At 42.8% G+C, this 18,510-nt stretch carries 20 protein-coding genes and 2 tRNA genes; 4 read left to right on the top strand and 18 right to left on the bottom strand.

The genetic code is table 11. From position 1 onward, the window contains the following. Positions 1 to 3: 3 nt before the first annotated feature. Positions 4 to 79: transfer RNA gene (locus Q8P28_02450), tRNA-Glu, on the bottom strand. A gap of 98 nt (positions 80 to 177) precedes the next feature. Further along, positions 178 to 251: transfer RNA gene (locus Q8P28_02455), tRNA-Gln, on the bottom strand. A gap of 139 nt (positions 252 to 390) precedes the next feature. On the opposite strand from Q8P28_02455, the gene sthA reads away from it, so the two are divergent. From sthA to Q8P28_02475, 4 genes are all read left to right on the top strand, one after another. After that, positions 391 to 1,761, top strand: coding sequence for a Si-specific NAD(P)(+) transhydrogenase (gene sthA, locus Q8P28_02460; GenBank protein MDP2681656.1), 1,371 nt, complete (start codon positions 391 to 393; stop codon positions 1,759 to 1,761). Positions 1,762 to 1,840: 79 nt separating this feature from the next. Next, positions 1,841 to 2,437: a carboxypeptidase regulatory-like domain-containing protein gene (locus Q8P28_02465; GenBank protein ID MDP2681657.1), complete on the top strand. Its 597-nt coding sequence runs from the start codon at positions 1,841 to 1,843 to the stop codon at positions 2,435 to 2,437. A 33-nt stretch (positions 2,438 to 2,470) separates the two neighbouring features. Then, complete coding sequence (locus Q8P28_02470; protein MDP2681658.1) at positions 2,471 to 3,664, top strand: PAS domain S-box protein; 1,194 nt, start codon at positions 2,471 to 2,473, stop codon at positions 3,662 to 3,664. After that, complete coding sequence (locus Q8P28_02475) at positions 3,661 to 5,658, top strand: ATP-binding protein (protein MDP2681659.1); 1,998 nt, start codon at positions 3,661 to 3,663, stop codon at positions 5,656 to 5,658. The genes Q8P28_02470 and Q8P28_02475 overlap by 4 nt, the downstream gene beginning before the upstream one ends. A 78-nt stretch (positions 5,659 to 5,736) precedes the next feature. Here Q8P28_02475 and sat read toward each other — a convergent pair whose 3' ends face one another. The 16 genes from sat to Q8P28_02555 form a co-directional block, all read right to left on the bottom strand. Beyond that, positions 5,737 to 6,897, bottom strand: coding sequence for a sulfate adenylyltransferase (gene sat / locus Q8P28_02480; GenBank protein MDP2681660.1), 1,161 nt, complete (start codon positions 6,895 to 6,897; stop codon positions 5,737 to 5,739). Between the two features lie 92 nt (positions 6,898 to 6,989). Next, positions 6,990 to 7,706 (bottom strand): phosphoadenylyl-sulfate reductase, encoded by a 717-nt coding sequence (locus Q8P28_02485; GenBank protein MDP2681661.1) that lies wholly within the window; start codon positions 7,704 to 7,706, stop codon positions 6,990 to 6,992. 69 nt (positions 7,707 to 7,775) lie between these two features. Then, on the bottom strand, positions 7,776 to 8,387 hold the full coding sequence (gene cysC, locus Q8P28_02490) for an adenylyl-sulfate kinase (protein ID MDP2681662.1): 612 nt from the start codon (positions 8,385 to 8,387) through the stop codon (positions 7,776 to 7,778). Positions 8,388 to 8,415: 28 nt separating this feature from the next. Beyond that, a complete protein-coding gene (locus Q8P28_02495) occupies positions 8,416 to 8,880 on the bottom strand; it encodes a universal stress protein (protein ID MDP2681663.1) in 465 nt (154 codons plus the stop codon). Positions 8,881 to 8,994: 114 nt separating this feature from the next. Continuing rightward, positions 8,995 to 10,422 carry a DASS family sodium-coupled anion symporter gene (locus Q8P28_02500; GenBank protein MDP2681664.1) on the bottom strand — a complete coding sequence of 476 codons (1,428 nt, stop codon included), beginning with the start codon at positions 10,420 to 10,422 and terminating at the stop codon, positions 8,995 to 8,997. A gap of 4 nt (positions 10,423 to 10,426) precedes the next feature. Continuing rightward, positions 10,427 to 11,668 carry a radical SAM protein gene (locus tag Q8P28_02505; protein MDP2681665.1) on the bottom strand — a complete coding sequence of 414 codons (1,242 nt, stop codon included), beginning with the start codon at positions 11,666 to 11,668 and terminating at the stop codon, positions 10,427 to 10,429. 19 nt (positions 11,669 to 11,687) lie between these two features. Beyond that, on the bottom strand, positions 11,688 to 12,512 hold the full coding sequence (gene moeB, locus Q8P28_02510) for a molybdopterin-synthase adenylyltransferase MoeB (protein MDP2681666.1): 825 nt from the start codon (positions 12,510 to 12,512) through the stop codon (positions 11,688 to 11,690). 79 nt (positions 12,513 to 12,591) lie between these two features. Beyond that, positions 12,592 to 13,002: a M67 family metallopeptidase gene (locus Q8P28_02515; protein ID MDP2681667.1), complete on the bottom strand. Its 411-nt coding sequence runs from the start codon at positions 13,000 to 13,002 to the stop codon at positions 12,592 to 12,594. Positions 13,003 to 13,073: 71 nt separating this feature from the next. Continuing rightward, a complete protein-coding gene (locus tag Q8P28_02520) occupies positions 13,074 to 14,027 on the bottom strand; it encodes a cysteine synthase family protein (GenBank protein ID MDP2681668.1) in 954 nt (317 codons plus the stop codon). A 275-nt stretch (positions 14,028 to 14,302) separates the two neighbouring features. Continuing rightward, positions 14,303 to 15,154 carry a 4-hydroxy-3-methylbut-2-enyl diphosphate reductase gene (locus tag Q8P28_02525; GenBank protein ID MDP2681669.1) on the bottom strand — a complete coding sequence of 284 codons (852 nt, stop codon included), beginning with the start codon at positions 15,152 to 15,154 and terminating at the stop codon, positions 14,303 to 14,305. Positions 15,155 to 15,156: 2 nt separating this feature from the next. Then, positions 15,157 to 15,810, bottom strand: coding sequence for a (d)CMP kinase (gene cmk, locus Q8P28_02530; GenBank protein ID MDP2681670.1), 654 nt, complete (start codon positions 15,808 to 15,810; stop codon positions 15,157 to 15,159). Then, positions 15,807 to 17,102, bottom strand: a complete 1,296-nt coding sequence (gene aroA / locus Q8P28_02535) for a 3-phosphoshikimate 1-carboxyvinyltransferase (GenBank protein ID MDP2681671.1) — start codon at positions 17,100 to 17,102, stop codon at positions 15,807 to 15,809. Before aroA ends, cmk begins: the two co-directional genes overlap by 4 nt. 25 nt (positions 17,103 to 17,127) lie before the next feature. Then, positions 17,128 to 17,364, bottom strand: a complete 237-nt coding sequence (locus tag Q8P28_02540) for a YgiT-type zinc finger protein (protein ID MDP2681672.1) — start codon at positions 17,362 to 17,364, stop codon at positions 17,128 to 17,130. Then, a complete protein-coding gene (locus Q8P28_02545; GenBank protein ID MDP2681673.1) occupies positions 17,345 to 17,503 on the bottom strand; it encodes a hypothetical protein in 159 nt (52 codons plus the stop codon). Before Q8P28_02545 ends, Q8P28_02540 begins: the two co-directional genes overlap by 20 nt. Positions 17,504 to 17,908: 405 nt before the next feature. After that, a complete protein-coding gene (locus tag Q8P28_02550; protein MDP2681674.1) occupies positions 17,909 to 18,070 on the bottom strand; it encodes a hypothetical protein in 162 nt (53 codons plus the stop codon). Between the two features lie 35 nt (positions 18,071 to 18,105). After that, the gene (locus Q8P28_02555) at positions 18,106 to 18,387 is read right to left on the bottom strand and encodes a hypothetical protein (GenBank protein MDP2681675.1); all 282 of its coding nucleotides are present in this window, start codon (positions 18,385 to 18,387) and stop codon (positions 18,106 to 18,108) included. Positions 18,388 to 18,510: the final 123 nt, after the last annotated feature.

The following is an 18,510-nucleotide window of genomic DNA, read 5'->3' on the forward strand; positions in this document are numbered from 1 at the left end:
TCCTGGTGGTCCCAACGGGATTCGAACCCGTGTTTAAGCCTTGAGAGGGCTCCGTCCTAGGCCTCTAGACGATGGGACCTCTTTATAAAAACATTGAAAATTGCAAAATGAAAAATGCAAATTTATAAGATTTAAAATTTGAAATCTGCAATTTTCAATTTGCACTTATCACAAGTCTGGCTGGGGGACCAGGATTCGAACCTGGATAGCAAGAGTCAGAGTCTTGCGTCCTGCCGTTAGACGATCCCCCAATGAAGGCTTTTAATGTAAAGCAAATCCCTCACGTGAGTCAAGGTTTTTTTTATGGGAATCCTTTCGGGGTTGCCTTTTCAATTATATTGATATATCCTTTACGAAGCTTTTGGGGAGGCTTTTATCAGGAAATTTGATGTGCTTATAGTAGGCTCGGGGCCAGGCGGCCAGCGGGCTGCGTTTCAGGCGTCGAAACTTAAAAAAAAGGTTGCAGTCATAGAAAGGCAGCCATATATCGGCGGGGCAGGTCTTCACACAGGAACTCTGCCCAGCAAAACATTAAGGGAAGCGGCGCTTTTTCTCGCGGGTTTTAAACAGAGGGCAATCTTTGGTTTTCAGCTTGCCATTGGGAGAGAGGTAACCCTGCAGGAACTGATGCACAGAAAGACGGATGTGATTAAAAAGCAGATGGAGATAATAATAGACCAGTTCAGCAGAAACAATATAGAGATAATCTACGGAGAGGCCTCATTTATAGATGAGCATAGATTGGCTGTAAAGGGAGCAACTGCTGCTGAAGAACTTTATGGAGAGGTTATCATTATAGCAACAGGCACAAGACCGCTTCGGCCTAAAGAGGTACCCTTCGATGAGAGCCATATATACGATACAGACACAATATTAAAGATAGATAATATACCGTCAACCATCACCATAATCGGCGGCGGGGTCATTGGTTGTGAATATGCCTGTGTGTTTGCCTCCCTTGGGGTAAAGGTTGACCTTGTAGAAAAGAAATCAAGGCTTCTCCCATTTGCAGATGAAGAGATTGTAAACAGCCTTATTTACTGGATGAGGCACAGCGGCATCACCCTCAGACTCAGTGAAGAGGTGGTAAGGATAGTGGTAGAAAAGGAGGATCGGGTTGTTACCCACTTAAAAAGCGGAAAACAGGCTGTTTCAGAAAAGCTCCTCTATACCATGGGCAGGGTAGGAAATACTGACATGCTAAACCTTGGGGTAATAGGCTTAAGTCAGGACAACAGGGGCAGCCTCAGGGTGAACGAAAACTACCAGACCGCTGTCTCTCACATATATGCAGTAGGGGATGTTATAGGGTTCCCGGCGCTGGCATCTACATCAATGGAGCAGGGAAGAAAGGCGGTTTGTAACGCATTTAACAAAGAGCAGATTACCTGTGAGTTAGTTCCTCATCTTCCGTTTGCCATATACACGATTCCGGAGATATCCATGATTGGCGAAACAGAAGAAGGATTGACCGCAAAGGCCATACCTTATGAGGTTGGCTGCGCCCTTTTCCAGGAAGTTGCAAAGGGGCAGATAACCGGAGATATACATGGCATGCTTAAACTCCTTTTTCACAGAGAGGACAGGAGGCTCTTAGGCGTTCATATAATAGGGGAAAGGGCATCAGAACTTATACACATAGGCCAGGCAGTTATGAGTTTTGGAGGGACGATAGATTATTTTAAGGATACGGTCTTCAACTATCCAACATTATCAGATGCATATAAGGTTGCGGCATTGAACGGATTGAACAAGTTGTAAAAATCAAAAATCTGCCAGGCCAACATGAAGCTGATTATTGATGGAAAACTTGATATAATTAATCAAGGAGGAAACACCGATGAAACAGATAAAAATACTTCTTAAAGCCATAGTACTCTTTATAATTTTATTCATATTATCCGTCAATATAGCAGACGCAGAGACTATCAGGGGAACTGTCAAATATAAGTCAGCGGATGACGCAGGAAAGGCAGTGGTCTATATTGAAAACACAGGCGGCACATTCATACCTTCCGGAAAAAATCCCATTATGGACCAGATTGATATGACATTTGTTCCCTATGTGCTTCCTGTGCTTGTAGGTACCACAGTGGATTTTCATAACAGCGACGGTCTGCTTAATAATATCTATACACCGTCATGGGCGGGATATAAGTTCAACCTTGGCACCTATCCTAAAGGAGTGGTGAGGCCATTCACATTTGACCGTCTCGGCGAGGTAGTCGTTCTATGCAATATCCATCCTATGATGGAAGCCTATATACTGGCGCTGAAGAACCCCTATTTTGTAGTCCCGGACAAAGACGGGAAATACCAGATAAAGGATCTGCCTCCCGGGGTATATAACCTTAAGATGTGGTATAAGAAGGCTGTTAGCCCGGTTAAAAGCATAACAGTTGAAAAGGGAAAAGAGACAGTAGCTGATTTCAGATAGTATTTACACAGACTTATTAAAGGGGGACTGCAGATGAAACTCGCAATCAGAATAAAGCTTATGCTTGGTTACGCAGCCATCCTGTGTCTTATGCTGTCAGTAAGCATTCTGGGATATCTGGCGCTGGATAATGTCAGTAGAACTGCAAGCCAGATTCTTGTGCATGCGCATAAATATGACATAGTTAACAACCTCATGCAATCTGTAAAACTTTTCCTTGATATAAACGATGTGCTTATAAAAGATCCTGTGCACGATACAAGCTACTATGACTCGCTTGCCCTTGATGTGGAAAAAAAGATTTTATATACGGGTAAGCTCAGGCTCAAGGACAATGAAAAGAAATTTCTTAAAGAGGTGGATGATGAGTTAAATTTTATACGAAAAAGCACCAAGGTGTCTTTAGGCTGGACAGATGCGGAACGGAGCGCAAACCTTGTCTCCCTATTGAAGGATACGGACAGGGCAAAGCTTGCCCTTATTAACAATATGGATGCCTTGTATGACGAGACATGGCGATCGCTCGATAAAGTGGTCATAGTGGCTGATCAGGCGAAAGAGAAGGCCTTAAAGCAGATTATAACCTTTTCTATAATTGCGATAGTTGCCGGGATAGGGATATCCGTTTATATGGCGCATAGGATTACAACCCCCATAGGGGCATTATCCCTGGCTGCCAGTAGTGTTGCCAAGGGCGCCCCTTATCATGAGGTCGAGAAGACAACAGAGGATGAAATTGGGGATCTGGTTACCTCATTCAATCAAATGGCGCTTGACCTGAGGGCATCCAGAGACCAGATTGAGAAATATAATAAAGAACTTCAAACTATGGTGGATGAAAGAACCGCTGAACTGGAAAAAACAAAGGAATATCTGGAGAACATCATGGAATATTCCGGAGATATGATTATTACCACCACACTTTATGACGAAATCGTTCAGTTTAACAGGGGCGCCGAAAATATACTCGGCTATAATAGAGAAAATATGGTGGGTGTTAGATTTGAAGACATGTTTGTTGACAAGAGGGATTACAGGAGGATAAGGGAAAGGGCGGTCGAGTATGGAAATGTGTCAAATTACGATACAAGGCTTATGAAAAAGAGCGGAGATATTGTGCGTATCAGTCTCACAATTTCAAGATTAAAGGACAGGAGAGGCACGGTCATAGGCCTTGTAGTCATTGGAAAAGATATCACCAAAAAAGAAGAAGGCCTGAAAATATGAAAAAGGCTATTCAGCGAAGGACAGCTGTTTCTATATTTATAGTTGGAATACTCCCTATTATTGTGGGCACATCTTTTGTTTACCTCCAGGGCAGGAAGGAGCTCACAGAATCTGTAGGGAAGGACTTTGCGCGGATAACCAGAGAGATAGCAGGCAACATAGAAATAATCATAGAACAGTATGTTTCCAGCATCAGGGGTCTGGCCATATCCCCGGTCTTAAGAGATGCAGTCAGGTCTGCCAATAAGGCATATGCAGGCAGGGGAGAGGCCTCAATTGAAAAAGAGATACGGCAGATGGATCTGCAATGGGTAATGACTGGAAACAAAGACGAGTCTTTAAAAAAATATTTGTTAAACCTTGCTGCCAGATATCTTCTGGATATCAAGAAGCAGACAGGCGAATATGCGGAGCTTTTTATAACCGACTCAAGAGGCGCGCTGGTAGCGTCTACAGACAAGACCCAGTATCTTTATTTTGGGAATGAAGAGTGGTGGCAGACAGCCTATAATAACGGTAAAGGGGAATTATATATAAGCAAGATATATCTTGATCCGGATAAAAATCAGTATCTGCAGGGCATCGCAGCCCCTATCATGGACGAAGGAGGAAATCACCTTCTCGGTGTTGTACGTATAGTCCATAAGATAGAAAGGCTCTCACAGGTGGTGCAAAAACTTCGAATCGGCAAGAGCGGTCATGTCATGCTGCTCAATTCCTCCGGGTCAATTCTAATCTACTCTATGCTTCCTCCTCATATTCAGATGGTTACAGAGGAGCTTATGAGGGATATTACTTTAACCCGCAGAGGTTGGGCTGTTGTCAAGGATAATGCCCGTGGTGATGTAGATGCCATCTCAGGATTTGCTCCGTTAGCCTTCTCATTCGATTATGGGAAGAATATCTTTGGCGGTAACAAATGGTATACATTTGTCAGCCAGTCTCCGGAAGAAAGTTATGCGCCTATGAGCGCCCTGTTAAAAAGGACTCTGCTGCTTCTGGTCTTCTCGGTTGGCATCCTTTCCGCAATGGGATTCTGGGCAGCAAGAAGGATTGTAAAGCCTATCCATATTCTTGAGCGCGGCGCCAGGATTATAGGAAGCGGCGATATGAGCCATCGTATTGATATAAAGACAGGCGATGAGATAGAGGAACTTGCCATGGAATTCAATCAGATGGTGGAGAAAATAAACCAGTCGTATACCGAGTTGGAAAAACGTGTTGCAGAAAGGACCGAAGACCTGAAAAGAAGTTATAAGGAAATGGAGGATGTGAACCGTCTGAAATCGGAATTCCTTGCCAATATGTCGCACGAGCTCAGAACACCGCTCAATTCTATCCTTGGTTTTTCAGAGATGCTTTATGAAGGCATGTGCGGAGAATTAACTGCAAAGCAGACGGAATACGCGGAGTACATACACAAGAGCGGCAGTCATTTGCTTGCGCTGATAAACGACATCCTTGATATTTCAAAGATAGAGGCAGGCAAGATGGAGATAAAACCCGCAGAATTCTCTGTTACGGCTGCTATAAAAGAAACACAGGCCATCATATATCCAATGGCTTTCAAAAAAAGGATATCTATAGAGGTTAATATAGACGATAATATATCCACAATTGTGGCTGACAAAAGGATGTTTGAGCAGATAATGTATAACCTCATGAGCAATGCCGTCAAATTCACAGGGGAAGGCGGCTATATAAAAGTCAATGCCGTGTCCAACAACTATTATTTGCAGACATCTGTCATAGATAATGGGATAGGGATTAAAAGCGAAGACATAGACCTGATATTTAAGGAATTTAAACAGGCCGACAGTTCATTAAGCAGAAAACACGAAGGAACAGGGCTCGGTCTTGCCCTGACAAAACGTTATGTGGAAATGCAGGGAGGAAGCATAAGCGTGGATAGTGAATACGGCAAGGGGAGTAATTTTACATTCAGGCTTCCGGTGAACATAACACAGCTACCGCCACACACTCCGGCAGCCTGACCTGACAAATTATCTTCCATAACGTAAAGCCCGTACCTAGCCTCTTTTGGCCGGAAACGGGCTTTATAAATTTCCGCATCAGACCATTTTCATCGCCTCTATCAAAACATTAGCGACCTCCGGTCTTGAAAATTGCGGCGGTGGCATTGCCCCTGCCCTTAACATCTCCCTTACCTTTGTGCCTGAAAGTGTAACATGATGGCTGGAGTCATGGGGGCAGCTTTTATACGAAGCCATTCCCTCGCATTTTTTGCAGTAGAATGTATGGTCAAAAAACATCGGTGTTATACCGATCTCCTGAGGGTCAAATTCGTCAAATATATAATGGGCATCAAATGTGCCGTAGTAATTCCCTACACCTGCATGGTCCCTTCCGACAATAAAATGCGTGCAGCCATAGTTTTTTCTTATGAGCGCATGGAATATTGCCTCTTTTGGCCCTGCATATCTCATTGCCGCAGGATTTACAACAAGGGCAACCCTGTCCTTCGGGTAGTAGTTCTCTAATAATACCTCATAGCATTTCATCCTTACAGCAGCAGAGATATCATCTCCTTTTGTTTCACCGACAATCGGGTGGATCATAAGGCCGTCAACCACCTCTAAAGCGCACTTCTGTATATATTCATGCGCCCTGTGAATTGGATTTCTTGTCTGAAAGCCGACAACCCTCTTCCAACCCTTTTCTTTAAACAAATGCCGTGTTTCAACAGGGTCAAGCCTGTATTTTTTGAATTTCTCCTGTTTTACCCTGTGAATGACAGAAACCTTGCCCCCAAGAAGAATATCACCCATCTCAAAAACCTTTGCAACACCAGGATGCGCCATATCCTTTGTGCCATAGACCTGAATGGCCTCTTTTTCTTTATCGTGGCTGAATTTTTCCTCAACATGCAAGACTGCAAGTATCTCTCCTGCATCATTTACAAGGCTTGCATCTTCACCTTCTTTTATATTTTTTGCCTCATCCTTTGTAACAGAAAGTGTTATCGGGATTGTCCATGGAAGGCCGTTTGACAGCTTCATATTGTCCATGACGCTGTTATAGTCTCCCTTTTTCATAAATCCTTCAAGGGGGCTGAATGCGCCGATTGCAATCATCTCAAGGTCAGATATTTCTCTGTCACTCAGGTGCGTCTTTTTTAATTTTTGCGCCTTTTCTGAAATGGCATCCCTTTCCTTTCCTTCAAGAATCCTGTTCACAAGCCTGCCGCCATGCGGCTCAATAAGACCCATCATTTATTATCTCCTCCTTATGATAAGGTCAAGGTTGAGGATGAGGTTGAGAAAAAAATAAATCTTAATCTTAACCTTGACCTTAACCTCAACCTTTATTTATGTATTCCACATTCCTTTTTTTCATCTTCTTTGTGAAACCATCTCCACCTGCCAGAGCGGGGCGGCTCGCCTTTAACCAAGGGTGTTGAGCATATTATACAGCCGATAGAATCATAATCTTTGTCAAAGAGCTTATTATACGGCAGATTGTTTTCTTTGATATACTGCCATATATCTTCCATACTCCAGTCAGCAAGTGGATTTAGTTTTAGAATCTTCCTTCCATCTTCTTCAATAATCTCAGCCTTTGAGACAGTTTTTCTGTAATTAGATTGGTCTCTCCTTAAACCTGTTATCCAGACATCAAGGGTTTTTAATGCGCGTCTGTTAGGCTCAACCTTTCTTATAAAACAGCAATATTCCTGCTTTGCCTTATCCATAAAAAACAGATATTCGCCGAATTTCTTTATCATGTTCTCTAATGCGCCCTCTTCCGGATAAAACTTCTCAATAGTCAGGCCATACCTCTTTTCCGCAGCAGATATTGCCTCATAAGTCTCCGGATGCAGACGAAGGGTGTCAATGGTGAAAACTCTAAACTTTTTTAAATGCCTGCTTGCAAGGTCTGTTATTACAGCGCCTGTAAGCTGCAAGCTTGTGCCTATGGCGCATTTTTCCCTGAAGTTTTCAAATGCCCATTTGATAAGTTCTTCTGCGGACATTTTGTTTAATTTATCAAGGGTCTCTTTTGTAATATCTTCAATCTTCATAGTAAAAACAGGCGATAGGCAATGGGCTATAGGTTTTCTTTCTATTACCCATCGTCTATAGTCTATAGCCTAAAATTTCACATATCCCTTTTCTTCAAGATAGCTCAATATAGCCTTTGTTGATTCTTCAACTGAGAGTTTTGAAGTATCAATTGTTATCTCAGGATTCAGAGGCTCTTCATACGGCGCTGATATGCCTGTAAATTCTTTGACCTCGCCTGCGCGGGCTTTTTTATAAAGCCCTTTTGTATCCCTTTGTTCGCAGACATCCAGCGGACACTTTACATACACCTCTATAAATTCCCCGTCCTTTTGCAGTTTTCTGGCATTTTCCCTGTCCTGCCTGTATGGTGATATGAAAGCCGTTATTGTTATGATATTTGCATCTGTAAAAAGCTTTGCAACCTCTCCAATGCGCCGGATATTTTCAGAGCGGTCCTCCGGTGAAAAACCAAGGTTTTTATTTAAGCCGTGCCGGATATTATCGCCGTCAAGGATATACGCCTGATGACTGTTTTCAAGGAGCGCATGTTCAAGCTCAACAGCAATCGTTGACTTCCCTGAACCTGAAAGTCCTGTAAGCCATATAGTTACACCTTTCTGCTTTATGAGTTTTATTCTATCCTCTTTTGTGATCTTTCCGTGATGCCATTTTATGTTTGTTGCCTTCTGATGTGTCATGTCGTCTCCCTTCGTTTATAGCCTGTTTCTATTCTTCAAATACCTCCACCTTGCAAGGCGCCTTTTCAACAAGCTCATCTACCATAGACTTTGAAAAATATTTTAGAAACGCTGAACGTTTTCTTTTTATTGTCACTGCCACATCAACCTTGTATCTTTCAATCACCTCAATGGCCTTTTCAACAAAATCGCCCTGGGTTGTAACTGCGTCAAAATCCACATTCTCCTCCATTGCCCTTATCTGAACCTTGCCCATCTCCTCATAGCCGCGCTGCCGGTATTCCTTCATGATAGCCTCAGTAAGTTGTGTTGAAGGTTTGTCGCCTATAAAACCTATGTCTGTAAATTTATCAAAGACCTCATTGGCAAGCTCTGTCTCCACAATGTAAAGCACTACAAGCTTTGCCTTCTCTTTTTTTGCCAGATTAACAGCATACTCTATAGCATCCTGCGAGGTCCTTGATGTGGAAAGTATGAGAAGTATGTTCTTCACGTGTAAATATCCTCTCTTACCCCATCCCCACCCTAACCCTCCCCTTGAAGGGGAGGGAATAAAATAGTCTCCTCTCCCTCAGGGAGAGGATTAAGGTGAGGGTGGGGTTGATTTTCATATCTTTATCCCGATCAGCGGCCAATAAAATCTGGCCACGAGGTTAAACACTATCCATGCAATTGTCATCATTATAATACCTGCCTTTGCCATATCCGTTGCCGTTATGTAGCCTGATGAAACCGCTATGGCATTTGCTGGTGTTGACATGGGAAAGCAGAAGGCCATGCCTGCCGGGATCGCAATCGCATAAGTAACAAGCTTTGGCTCTATATTGAATTTACCGGCTATGCCAATCCCCACCGGCATAAGTATAGCTATCACTGCCGAATTGCTCATCCCCTCTGTCAGCAGGATTGTTAAAAGGGAAAATAGCGCAATAATAACCCACGGGCTATTCGCCCAATCGCCGATAGTTCTATTTGCTATCCATGCCGCAGCGCCTGACTTCTCCATTGCTGCGCCAAGTGTTATCGCGCCTCCATACATAAGTATTATACCCCAGTTTACATACTCCTCAATATCCTTCCATCTGACAAGTTTTAATATAAAAAGCCCAACAACAGAAACAATAGCTATATTGGCTATCCCAATGTCCTTGCCCAAAAACAGCCAGAACAATATTGTCATTGCCATTACAATACCTACCGCATATTCCACATATCCTATCTTGCCGATGACATTAATCTTCCGGGCAAATATAGTCCTTGCCTGCTCTATGCTGTCAACATCCATTGGAAAGAATTTAATAAGAAAAATACTGCCGATAAAGAGCATTATCACGACTGTTGGGAAAACGGCAATGGTATATTCAAAAAAATCAATGCCTGCGCCTGTTGCCTCTTTAAGCATGCCAACGGCAAGTGGAACCCTCCCGCCTCCTAAAAAGGTCGCAACGCCGCCGATTATACATCCCCATGCAAGGGCAAGAAATAATGACTTTGCATAATTTGACTTGCCTGGTTTCAGGTTCAAGCCCTTTGCAATCTCAAGCACAATAGGAAACAACATGGCTGCCACAGCATGTTCTGACATAAAAAATGAAAGTATTGCAGCCAGAAAAAATATGCTTAAAAGAAGCCCTGTTGCAGTCTTCCCGAATCTATTCATAATAGCCAGCGCGATACGGCCGGATAATCCGGAATGCATGACAGCGCCGGCAAGGATAAATGCCCCAAGTATAAAAAAAACCGGCTCATTTCCGAACAGCGCATATGTTTCCTTCTTGTCCAATATCCCCAGCAAAGGCACTGTTACAATCGCCAGAAGACTGGTTATGGCAAGCGGCAGTATGCCTGTAACCCACAATATCAGGCAAATGACAAACAGGGCAATAGCCCTCTGTCCCTGAATTGAAAGTCCATCCGGTGTTGGAAGATTTATAATGTAAAAGAAGATTAACCCGATTGCCAGAAAGAATAGCAGCCTGAAACTCTTTAAGACAATAATAATCCAGATGGGGCGTCTGTCTATCTCTATCTTCACTCCGTTAGCCCTCCTTCACCCCGTCGGATGATTCTCTTATCCTGACCCTCAACTTCCTTCGCAGGGTTGCAAGGCTCCATGCTGCCTTTAATCCTAATCTTGATTTGTAGAAATTCTGTATAAATCTTTTTATCCTTGCCTCTGCGCCGACAAAAAACCTTCCCTCTAACGGCGTTGTCACAATACTTATATCTCTGACCCAGTTTGTATTTATTTTATTTGCCATAACAGCCTTGTAAAGATGTCCGTATACCGGCGCAACATCATCAGTAGACGGCATTTTATACTTTAAAATCTTTGCCCCTGTTAAAGGCCTGTAAATAGGGAGTATCGGCACTACGTCAATACCGGTTAAAAAATCTATCCCCTTCATGGTTGATTCTATTGGTTCAAGCCCAACGATAAGATGAGACGCCACAGTGCCGTTCGGAAATATGGCAGCGGCGTATCTTAAGGCCTCAAGATACCTTTCTCTTCCAATAAGTTTGTCTCTTCCGGGGCATATCTCTTTAAAAAGCCTTTCATTAAATATCTCCAGATTATACAAAACAGAATCCGCGCCAACTGCGTAAGTTTCATCAATCCATCTGTTCTCCTTTGGCGGAAGAGCCTCTACAGCAATCAGGGTATTAAAGCGCTTTTTTATAGCCTTTATATACGGCTTCAAAAACTCTATGCCGCCGTCCGGCGTCTCTGAAAAACCTATTGACAGATATACAATCTCTGCCTTGCCTTCTTTGTACGCAGCCTCAACAGTCTCCAGCACATCTTCAACAGTGTATGTTTTGCCCTTTCCCTCCTGAATATCAGGACTGCCTGCGCAATACCTGCATTCTATATCTTTATTAAAGAAATCACACTGGGTTGCAGGGGTTATTGCCACATATCCCCCGTGGACAAGACCTATCTTTGAGAGCCGGATACCCGTCTTTGTTTTAAGCTGATAAAACTTAGGGGTAGGCACAATAGACACCTGAACCGACTCACCGCCGTTGACTATAAAAAATCTATTGCCCTTTTCTATCAGTTCATACGGCGATTCTTTTACAAAATCTTCAGCATAAGGGGCAGTTACCCATGTACTGCGGGGAAGCATAATATCCAACCCGCAAGTAATATCCACGAGGTCATGGCATTTATCAAAGCCTGCCTTTTTAAAAACCCTGCCGTCAACCCTTATGCCCTTGAGCATAAGGTCTATCTTCAGATAACCAGGATTGTGGAGATATAGATTGGATTTTTTCATGGTAGAATTAACTCAAAGATTACACCCCGCACTGCTCGGTTGCCTTGAATTCACATGCCTCTTCATAGGTGATAAGCTCTTTTATTGTTGCCTTTTCACTGCAGAGGGCGCATTCAGGGTCTCTCCTGACCTTCACCTTTCTAAAATTCATGCCAAGTGCGTCAAAGATAAGAAGATGACCTGCAAGTGTGTTGCCAATACCCAGAAGCTCCTTTATGGCCTCCACTGCCTGTATAACCCCGACTACACCTGCCAATGCCCCTAAGACGCCTGCCTCCTGGCAGCTTGGCACAAGGCCCTTTGGCGGCGGCTCAGAATAAAGGCATCTATAGCAAGGGTAGCCTGCGTGAGGTTTAAATATTGTAACCTGGCCGTCAAATCTAAACATACTGCCCGATATCAGGGTCTTCTTCTCAAAAAATGCTGCATCATTCATCAAATATCTTGTAGGAAAATTGTCGCTTCCATCCATGACAATATCGTAGCCCCTTATTATTTCTCTTATATTCTCCGCGCTTAGCCTTTCTTTGTATGTTATCACCTTTACATCAGGATTAAGGGCCTCTATGGACTTTTTTGCAGATACAGCCTTATGCACACCAATCCTGTTTGTATCATGGATTATCTGTCTCTGGAGATTGCTCAAATCAACGCAGTCGCCGTCAGCTATGCCTATTGTGCCGACACCGGCAGCAGCAAGATACAGAAGTATAGGCGACCCCAAACCGCCTGCGCCAAGCACAAAGACCTTTGCATTAAGAAGCTTAGCCTGGCCTTTGCCTCCAACCTCCGGAAGTATTATATGCCTTGAATAACGTTCTATTTGCTCTTCTGTAAAATTCATGTCGCTTCGCTCCAGTGCAGAATGTAAATTGCAAATTTAATTTTGTATTTTTAATTTTGCAATCTTCAATTCGCAATCTTCAATTTGCAATCGCTACCTCCTCTTCTATAAACGGCTCTTTATCATCTTCAAATGTCCATGATTTTACCGAAACATCTTTTCCGTTTTGAATGGCAATAATGATATACGAGTAAAAAGCCCATGCCCTTTCCCTGTCAAAGGCCGACGGCCGGTCAGGGTGGTCTGGATGGGAATGATAAAAACCAATCACCTCCTGCCTGTCAAGCGATGCCTCTTTTTCAATCTTCAATAATTCCTTAGGGTTTATCTCGTATCTGTCATTTGCCCTGTCTTTATTTATGTTCTCCATCAGCCGCGCCTTTGCAACTGATTTACCTTTTCCAATCAGCGCCCCGCAGCATTCATGCGGATATGCCTTTTTTGCATGACCGATTATTTCATTGTAAATATCTTGTGATAAATAAAGCATAATCTTAAGCAATAATTGCTCAAACCTAAAGGTTTGAGTTACAGTAACTCAAGGCTTTAGCCTTGATTTATTCAGTCCCACAACCGCGTCGAAAGGTACCTGTCTCCACCGTCAGGGAATAATACCACTATAACGGATTTATCTAACTTCTTCGCCACTTCAAGGGCGCCCCACATTGCCGCTCCGGAAGACTGGCCGACAAAAAGCCCTTCTTCAATGGCAAGTCTCTTTGCCATATCGTATGACTCCTCAGTGGGCGCAGGCACTTTATCGTCAAGCTCATTTTCGTGATATATACCTGGAACAATTGATGTAGCCATATGCTTAAGACCTTCAAGACCATGGAGTGGTGTGGCAGGTTCCACTGCTATCACCTTTATATCAGGATTAAATTCCTTCAATCTCCTGCCGGCGCCCATAATAGTACCGCTTGTCCCGATACTTGCCACAAAATGGGTAATCTTGCCATCGGTCTGCTTTATTATCTCCGGGCCTGTTGTATCATAATGCGCCTGAGGGTTCGATGGATTGTTATATTGGTCAAGTTTGCAGTATTTATCAGGATTATCCACATAAAGCTTCCAAGCAAGCCTTATAGCGCCATCAGAACCTTCAAGAGGATTTGAAAACACGACCTTTGCGCCAAATGCCTTGAGTATTTTTTTTCTTTCCTCGCTCACATTTGCAGGCACAACCAACTCAACGCCATAACCCTTTACAGCGCCAATCCAAGCATACGCAATGCCGGTATTCCCGGATGTGGAATCAAGAATTATCTTATCTTTGGTAAGCCTGCCGCTCTTTTCCGCATCCTCTATCATCCTCTTTGCCGCCCTGTCTTTCACAGAACCGCCAGGATTATAGTTCTCAAGTTTTGCATAAACCTCCACCGACATGGGAAGCTGTTTGGTAATTCTATTTATCTTAATGAGCGGGGTGTTGCCAACCATGTCAACAATAGACTGCTTTGCCAAACTCAAATCCCATCTAATCTGCGGTAAATCCTGAACAATATGCCTGCTCATATATTTATCTCTCCAAGAGTTATCTTAAAAGTTGAGTCTTTTACTCTTGTATAATACTTTAGTATATTTGTCAAGTTAAAATCCCTTACCAAAAATAGACTTTGATTTTTGGGGAAACCTGCAAGTTGCCTGCCAAACGAGGCAGCGGGCAATTTTTACGACGAGCCGTATGTTCACCAATACGGTGAGGAGTAAAAATTGTCCGATAACGAAGTATGACAGGCAAATCGCAGGTTTGTAAAATAGCGAGGTTTTTAATCGCTATTTTACGGCCATTACCTCTTTGCCTGTTCACATATCTGACTTACAGCCTCTATCACTTTTTCTATTATCCAGTTGGGTGTGGATGCGCCTGCTGTTATGCCGACCTTTTTTGCGCCATTAAAGTGTATCTGATTTAATTCCCCGGCAACCTCTATATGATAGGTTTTTGGCTGGATCTTCCTGCAAATATCTGCAAGCCGCTTGGTATTGGCGCTGTTCTTTCCGCCCACAACAATCATGCAGTCCACTTGCGCTGCAAGTTTTGTGGATTCATCCTGCCTGACAGATGTGGCATTGCATATTGTATTGAATATCTTTATCTCAGACGCCCTTGCAACACAGAACGCAACTATGGCTTGAAGATTCTGGATTGACTGTGTTGTCTGCGCAACTATACCTATCTTTTTTCTCCTCGGCATCCCCATTAGCTCATCCACGCTTCCTGCTGCTATTATATCCTTTCCGCCGTAACTCAAAATCCCTTTGACCTCAGGATGCTCCTTATCACCAACAACAACTATTGAATAACCTTCTTTTGTTAGAAGTTCCACATACTCATGGGTCTTTTTAACAAACGGACAGGTTGCGTCAACTATCTTAAGCCCTTTTCCTTTTACAATCTCCATCTCCTGCAATGTAACGCCGTGGGAGCGGATTATGATTGCGCCGCTGTCTACATCCTCAACGGTGTTGACAGCAGATATACCCTTCCTCTTCAATTCCTCTACTACCTGAGGATTGTGGATTATCGGCCCCAGGGTGTGGATACACCCCTTGTCGTCCATAGTGCACTCCTCTGCCATGTTTATGGCCCTTTTTACGCCGAAGCAGAAACCTGCATTTTTAGCGACAAGTATTTCCATATCTATTTTTCAATCGCCTCCACCATTTTTCTTACTACATCTTCTATTGCCATATTGCTTGTGTCTATATGGATGGCGTCGTCTGCCTTTCTTAACGGCGAAAGGGCCCTTGTAGAATCTTGCTCATCCCTTGCCTTCACCTCTTCAATAACCTTTGCAAGGGAAACATCGCTTCCTTTCTCCTTTAATTCCAGATATCTTCTTTTACCCCGAATCTCTGCCGAGGCATCCAGATAAAACTTTATATCAGCATCAGGAAAAACAACCGTGCCGATATCCCTTCCCTCCATTACCACAGAGCCGTTTTCAGCCATAGAACGCTGCAATCTGACCATAGCTTCCCTTACAGCCCTTTTTGTCGAAACCTTTGAAGAAAGGGGGCCGGCAGACGTCTTTCTTATCTCATTAGAATAATCCCTGCCGTCAACAAATATTTTATTGTCCTTAAAATTAAGTCTTATCTTTGAACAGAGTTTTTTTAATTTATCCTCATCCTCAATATCAATGCCTTCCTCATAGGCCTTGACTGCAACAGCCCTGTACATTGCGCCTGTATCAAGATATGTAAAATGTAATCTCTCTGCAAGCAGCCTGCTCACTGTGGATTTGCCGGTTCCAGCAGGACCGTCTATGGCAATTACAAGACCTCTTTTCATGCCCTTTTAACACTTTCTAATAATTCCATAAAACCGGGGAAAGAGGTATCTATGCAGTCTGTATTTGAAATAGTTATGCCTTTTTCCGATGCCAGCCCCGCAACAATCATTGACATTGCAACCCTGTGGTCGCCCCAGCTGTTACAGCTGTCATTTCCTATCGGTCTTTTCCCGCCTTCTATAGTCATACCGTCCGGCAACGGGGTAACCTTAACGCCTATCCTTCCAAGTTCGCTTGCCATTGATTCAATCCTGTCTGTCTCCTTTACCCTTAGTTCTTTAGCATCTTTTATAGTCGTGGTGCCTTCGGCAAATGCAGCGGCAACAGCAGCAATCGGCAATTCGTCAATGGCCCTCGGAATTATCTCTCCCTGTATCTCTATACCCTTGAGCCTAGTTGATTGTACCAAAATATCTCCGACAGGTTCGCCGGAAATTTCTCGTTGGTTTACTATTTTCAAATCTCCACCCATTGCCTGCAATAAGTCAATGATGCCTGTCCTTGTGGGATTTATCCCGACATTTTTTATCAGTAGTTCCGAATTTTCTGTAATAAGCGCCGCAACCATAAAAAATGCGGCAGAGGAAATATCGCCCGGAACTTCAATTTCTTTCCCGAAAAGTTTCTGCCCGCCTGCAATGCTGACGGCAGTTCCGCTGCGTTTTACCTTTGCGCCGAAATATGCAAGCATCCGTTCCGTGTGGTCTCGGGAAATGGTCGGCTCTGTTACTGTTGTAACTCCATCGGCAGATAGACCCGCAAGGAGAACAGCAGATTTTACCTGCGCGCTCGCAACCGGAGAGTTGTAAGTTATTCCTTTCAACTTTGAGCCGATGATTGCAAGAGGCGCCTTGTTTCCATTTTCCCTTCCGAATATCTTAGCGCCCATCTGTGCCAATGGTTCAACAACCCTTTTCATGGGTCTTTTTCTAAGATATTGGTCTCCGGTTATAACGGAAAAGAAATTCTGTCCGGAAAGAAGCCCTGTAAGCAATCTTATGGTGGTTCCTGAATTTCCGGCATCTATTACATCCTGCGGTTCCGTAAGGCCATGAAGCCCCTTGCCCTGAATAGCGACTATGCCGTTTTTATGTTCGTCAATACGAATCCCCATCTGCCCGAATGCCTTGAGAGTCGCCATATTGTCTTCGCCCTTCAAAAGCCCTTTTATTGTCGTATCCCCTTCAGCAATAGAACCAAGCATAATAGCTCTGTGTGAGATGCTCTTATCGCCGGGAACAGTTATCTCGCCTTTGAGGGAGTTAATCTTTTTTACAGTAATGTTTTTCATATCCCTATACTCTATGTTTATCAAACTATAACCCTACCACATGCAAAACCTTTCCAACCGTCTCCAGATTAACCTCTTTCTTTTTGACCTTTTCCTCTATTCCCTCTAAAAATTGGATAGTTCGTCTGTCATAATATCTTTCGCCGCAATTCTGACACACGAGGGTTTCTACAGGGACAAAAATAACATCCTTTCCCTTTTTAATTTCTTCTTCAACCCTCTTTTTTACAATATCTTCGTTTTTACAAATAACGCACTTCATTTTCTCCTCCTCTCAATACTGCCTCATATACTTCAGCATCTTTAATTATTCCAAATCTTTCATTCCTCATCTCCTCTTTGGCATGAAAGGTATAGAACACTTTACCTTTTCTAAAACAATCTTTTACTTTATTTAGCATATCACAGGTCGTCTTACTTTTTTTGTCTGAACCTCTTGCCTTCTAACCTTCATAAAGAATAATCCCCTTGTGAGAGATGCTCTTATCGCCCGGAACGGTTATCTCGCCTTTGAGGGATTGGGTTTTTTTTATGGTTATGGATTTCATAAGATGGCTTTTGGCTTAATTATTAACGGTCTCAATAGTAACAACATGCTTTTATAAAAATCTGACTAACCAATTTTGTCATGCCCGAATGTTTCTATCGGACATCCAGCGTCTTTTGTGTTATTGACGAAAATACAAAGACTCTGGATTCCCGCTTAATACCTGCTGGAATGACAGCATGGGGAGATTTTTGTTTTATGTATATAGTCTATTTCGAGACTGTTAATAATTAAAAGTTTTTGCTATAACAATCAAAAATCATACTTCGTCAACATAATACTTGCCGATATTAAAGTTTTGGATATGCTCGGCAAGTTTGTCAAGATTCATCGCCTCTACTACTTCTTTAGCCTTTTCCTCATTTTGAGCCTCAACTTCAATATGTCCGGCGAATTCAAAGTCTACAAAAAATTTGGGCATGGTCACCTCCTTGTGCTTGCTTGAAATTGTTAATGTTATAAATTTATAGATGCTTTGTAATTTTCTCGCTTATTACTGATGCTGAAACCTCTTGAAAACTTATGATAATCTTTATGCCTTAGCTCAAAACAGATTATTTCGTCAAAATTAGTTTCTAAAAGGTAATTATTTTCTTCTATCAAGTTGTCAAACGCCTCTTCTGGGCTATTGCCTTCAGCAAAACCAATTACCTGGCAATTTTCAATATCAGGTTCTGGAGATTCAGAATTAGGCTGATGAGTAAAGCCCTCAGCGGTTATAAAGATGTAAGATTTCATACATTATAGTGTTGTAAAAGTTCCGCTATCTTCGGGTCATCAGGGATTTGAAGGTTTTTGAAATTATTCTCAAAAACAATATTATGAAATTTCTTTTTTTGATTTGGGTTCAAAGATGAATAA

This window comes from Deltaproteobacteria bacterium, assembly GCA_030690165.1.
GTDB lineage: Bacteria > Desulfobacterota > GWC2-55-46 > UBA9637 > UBA9637 > JACRNJ01.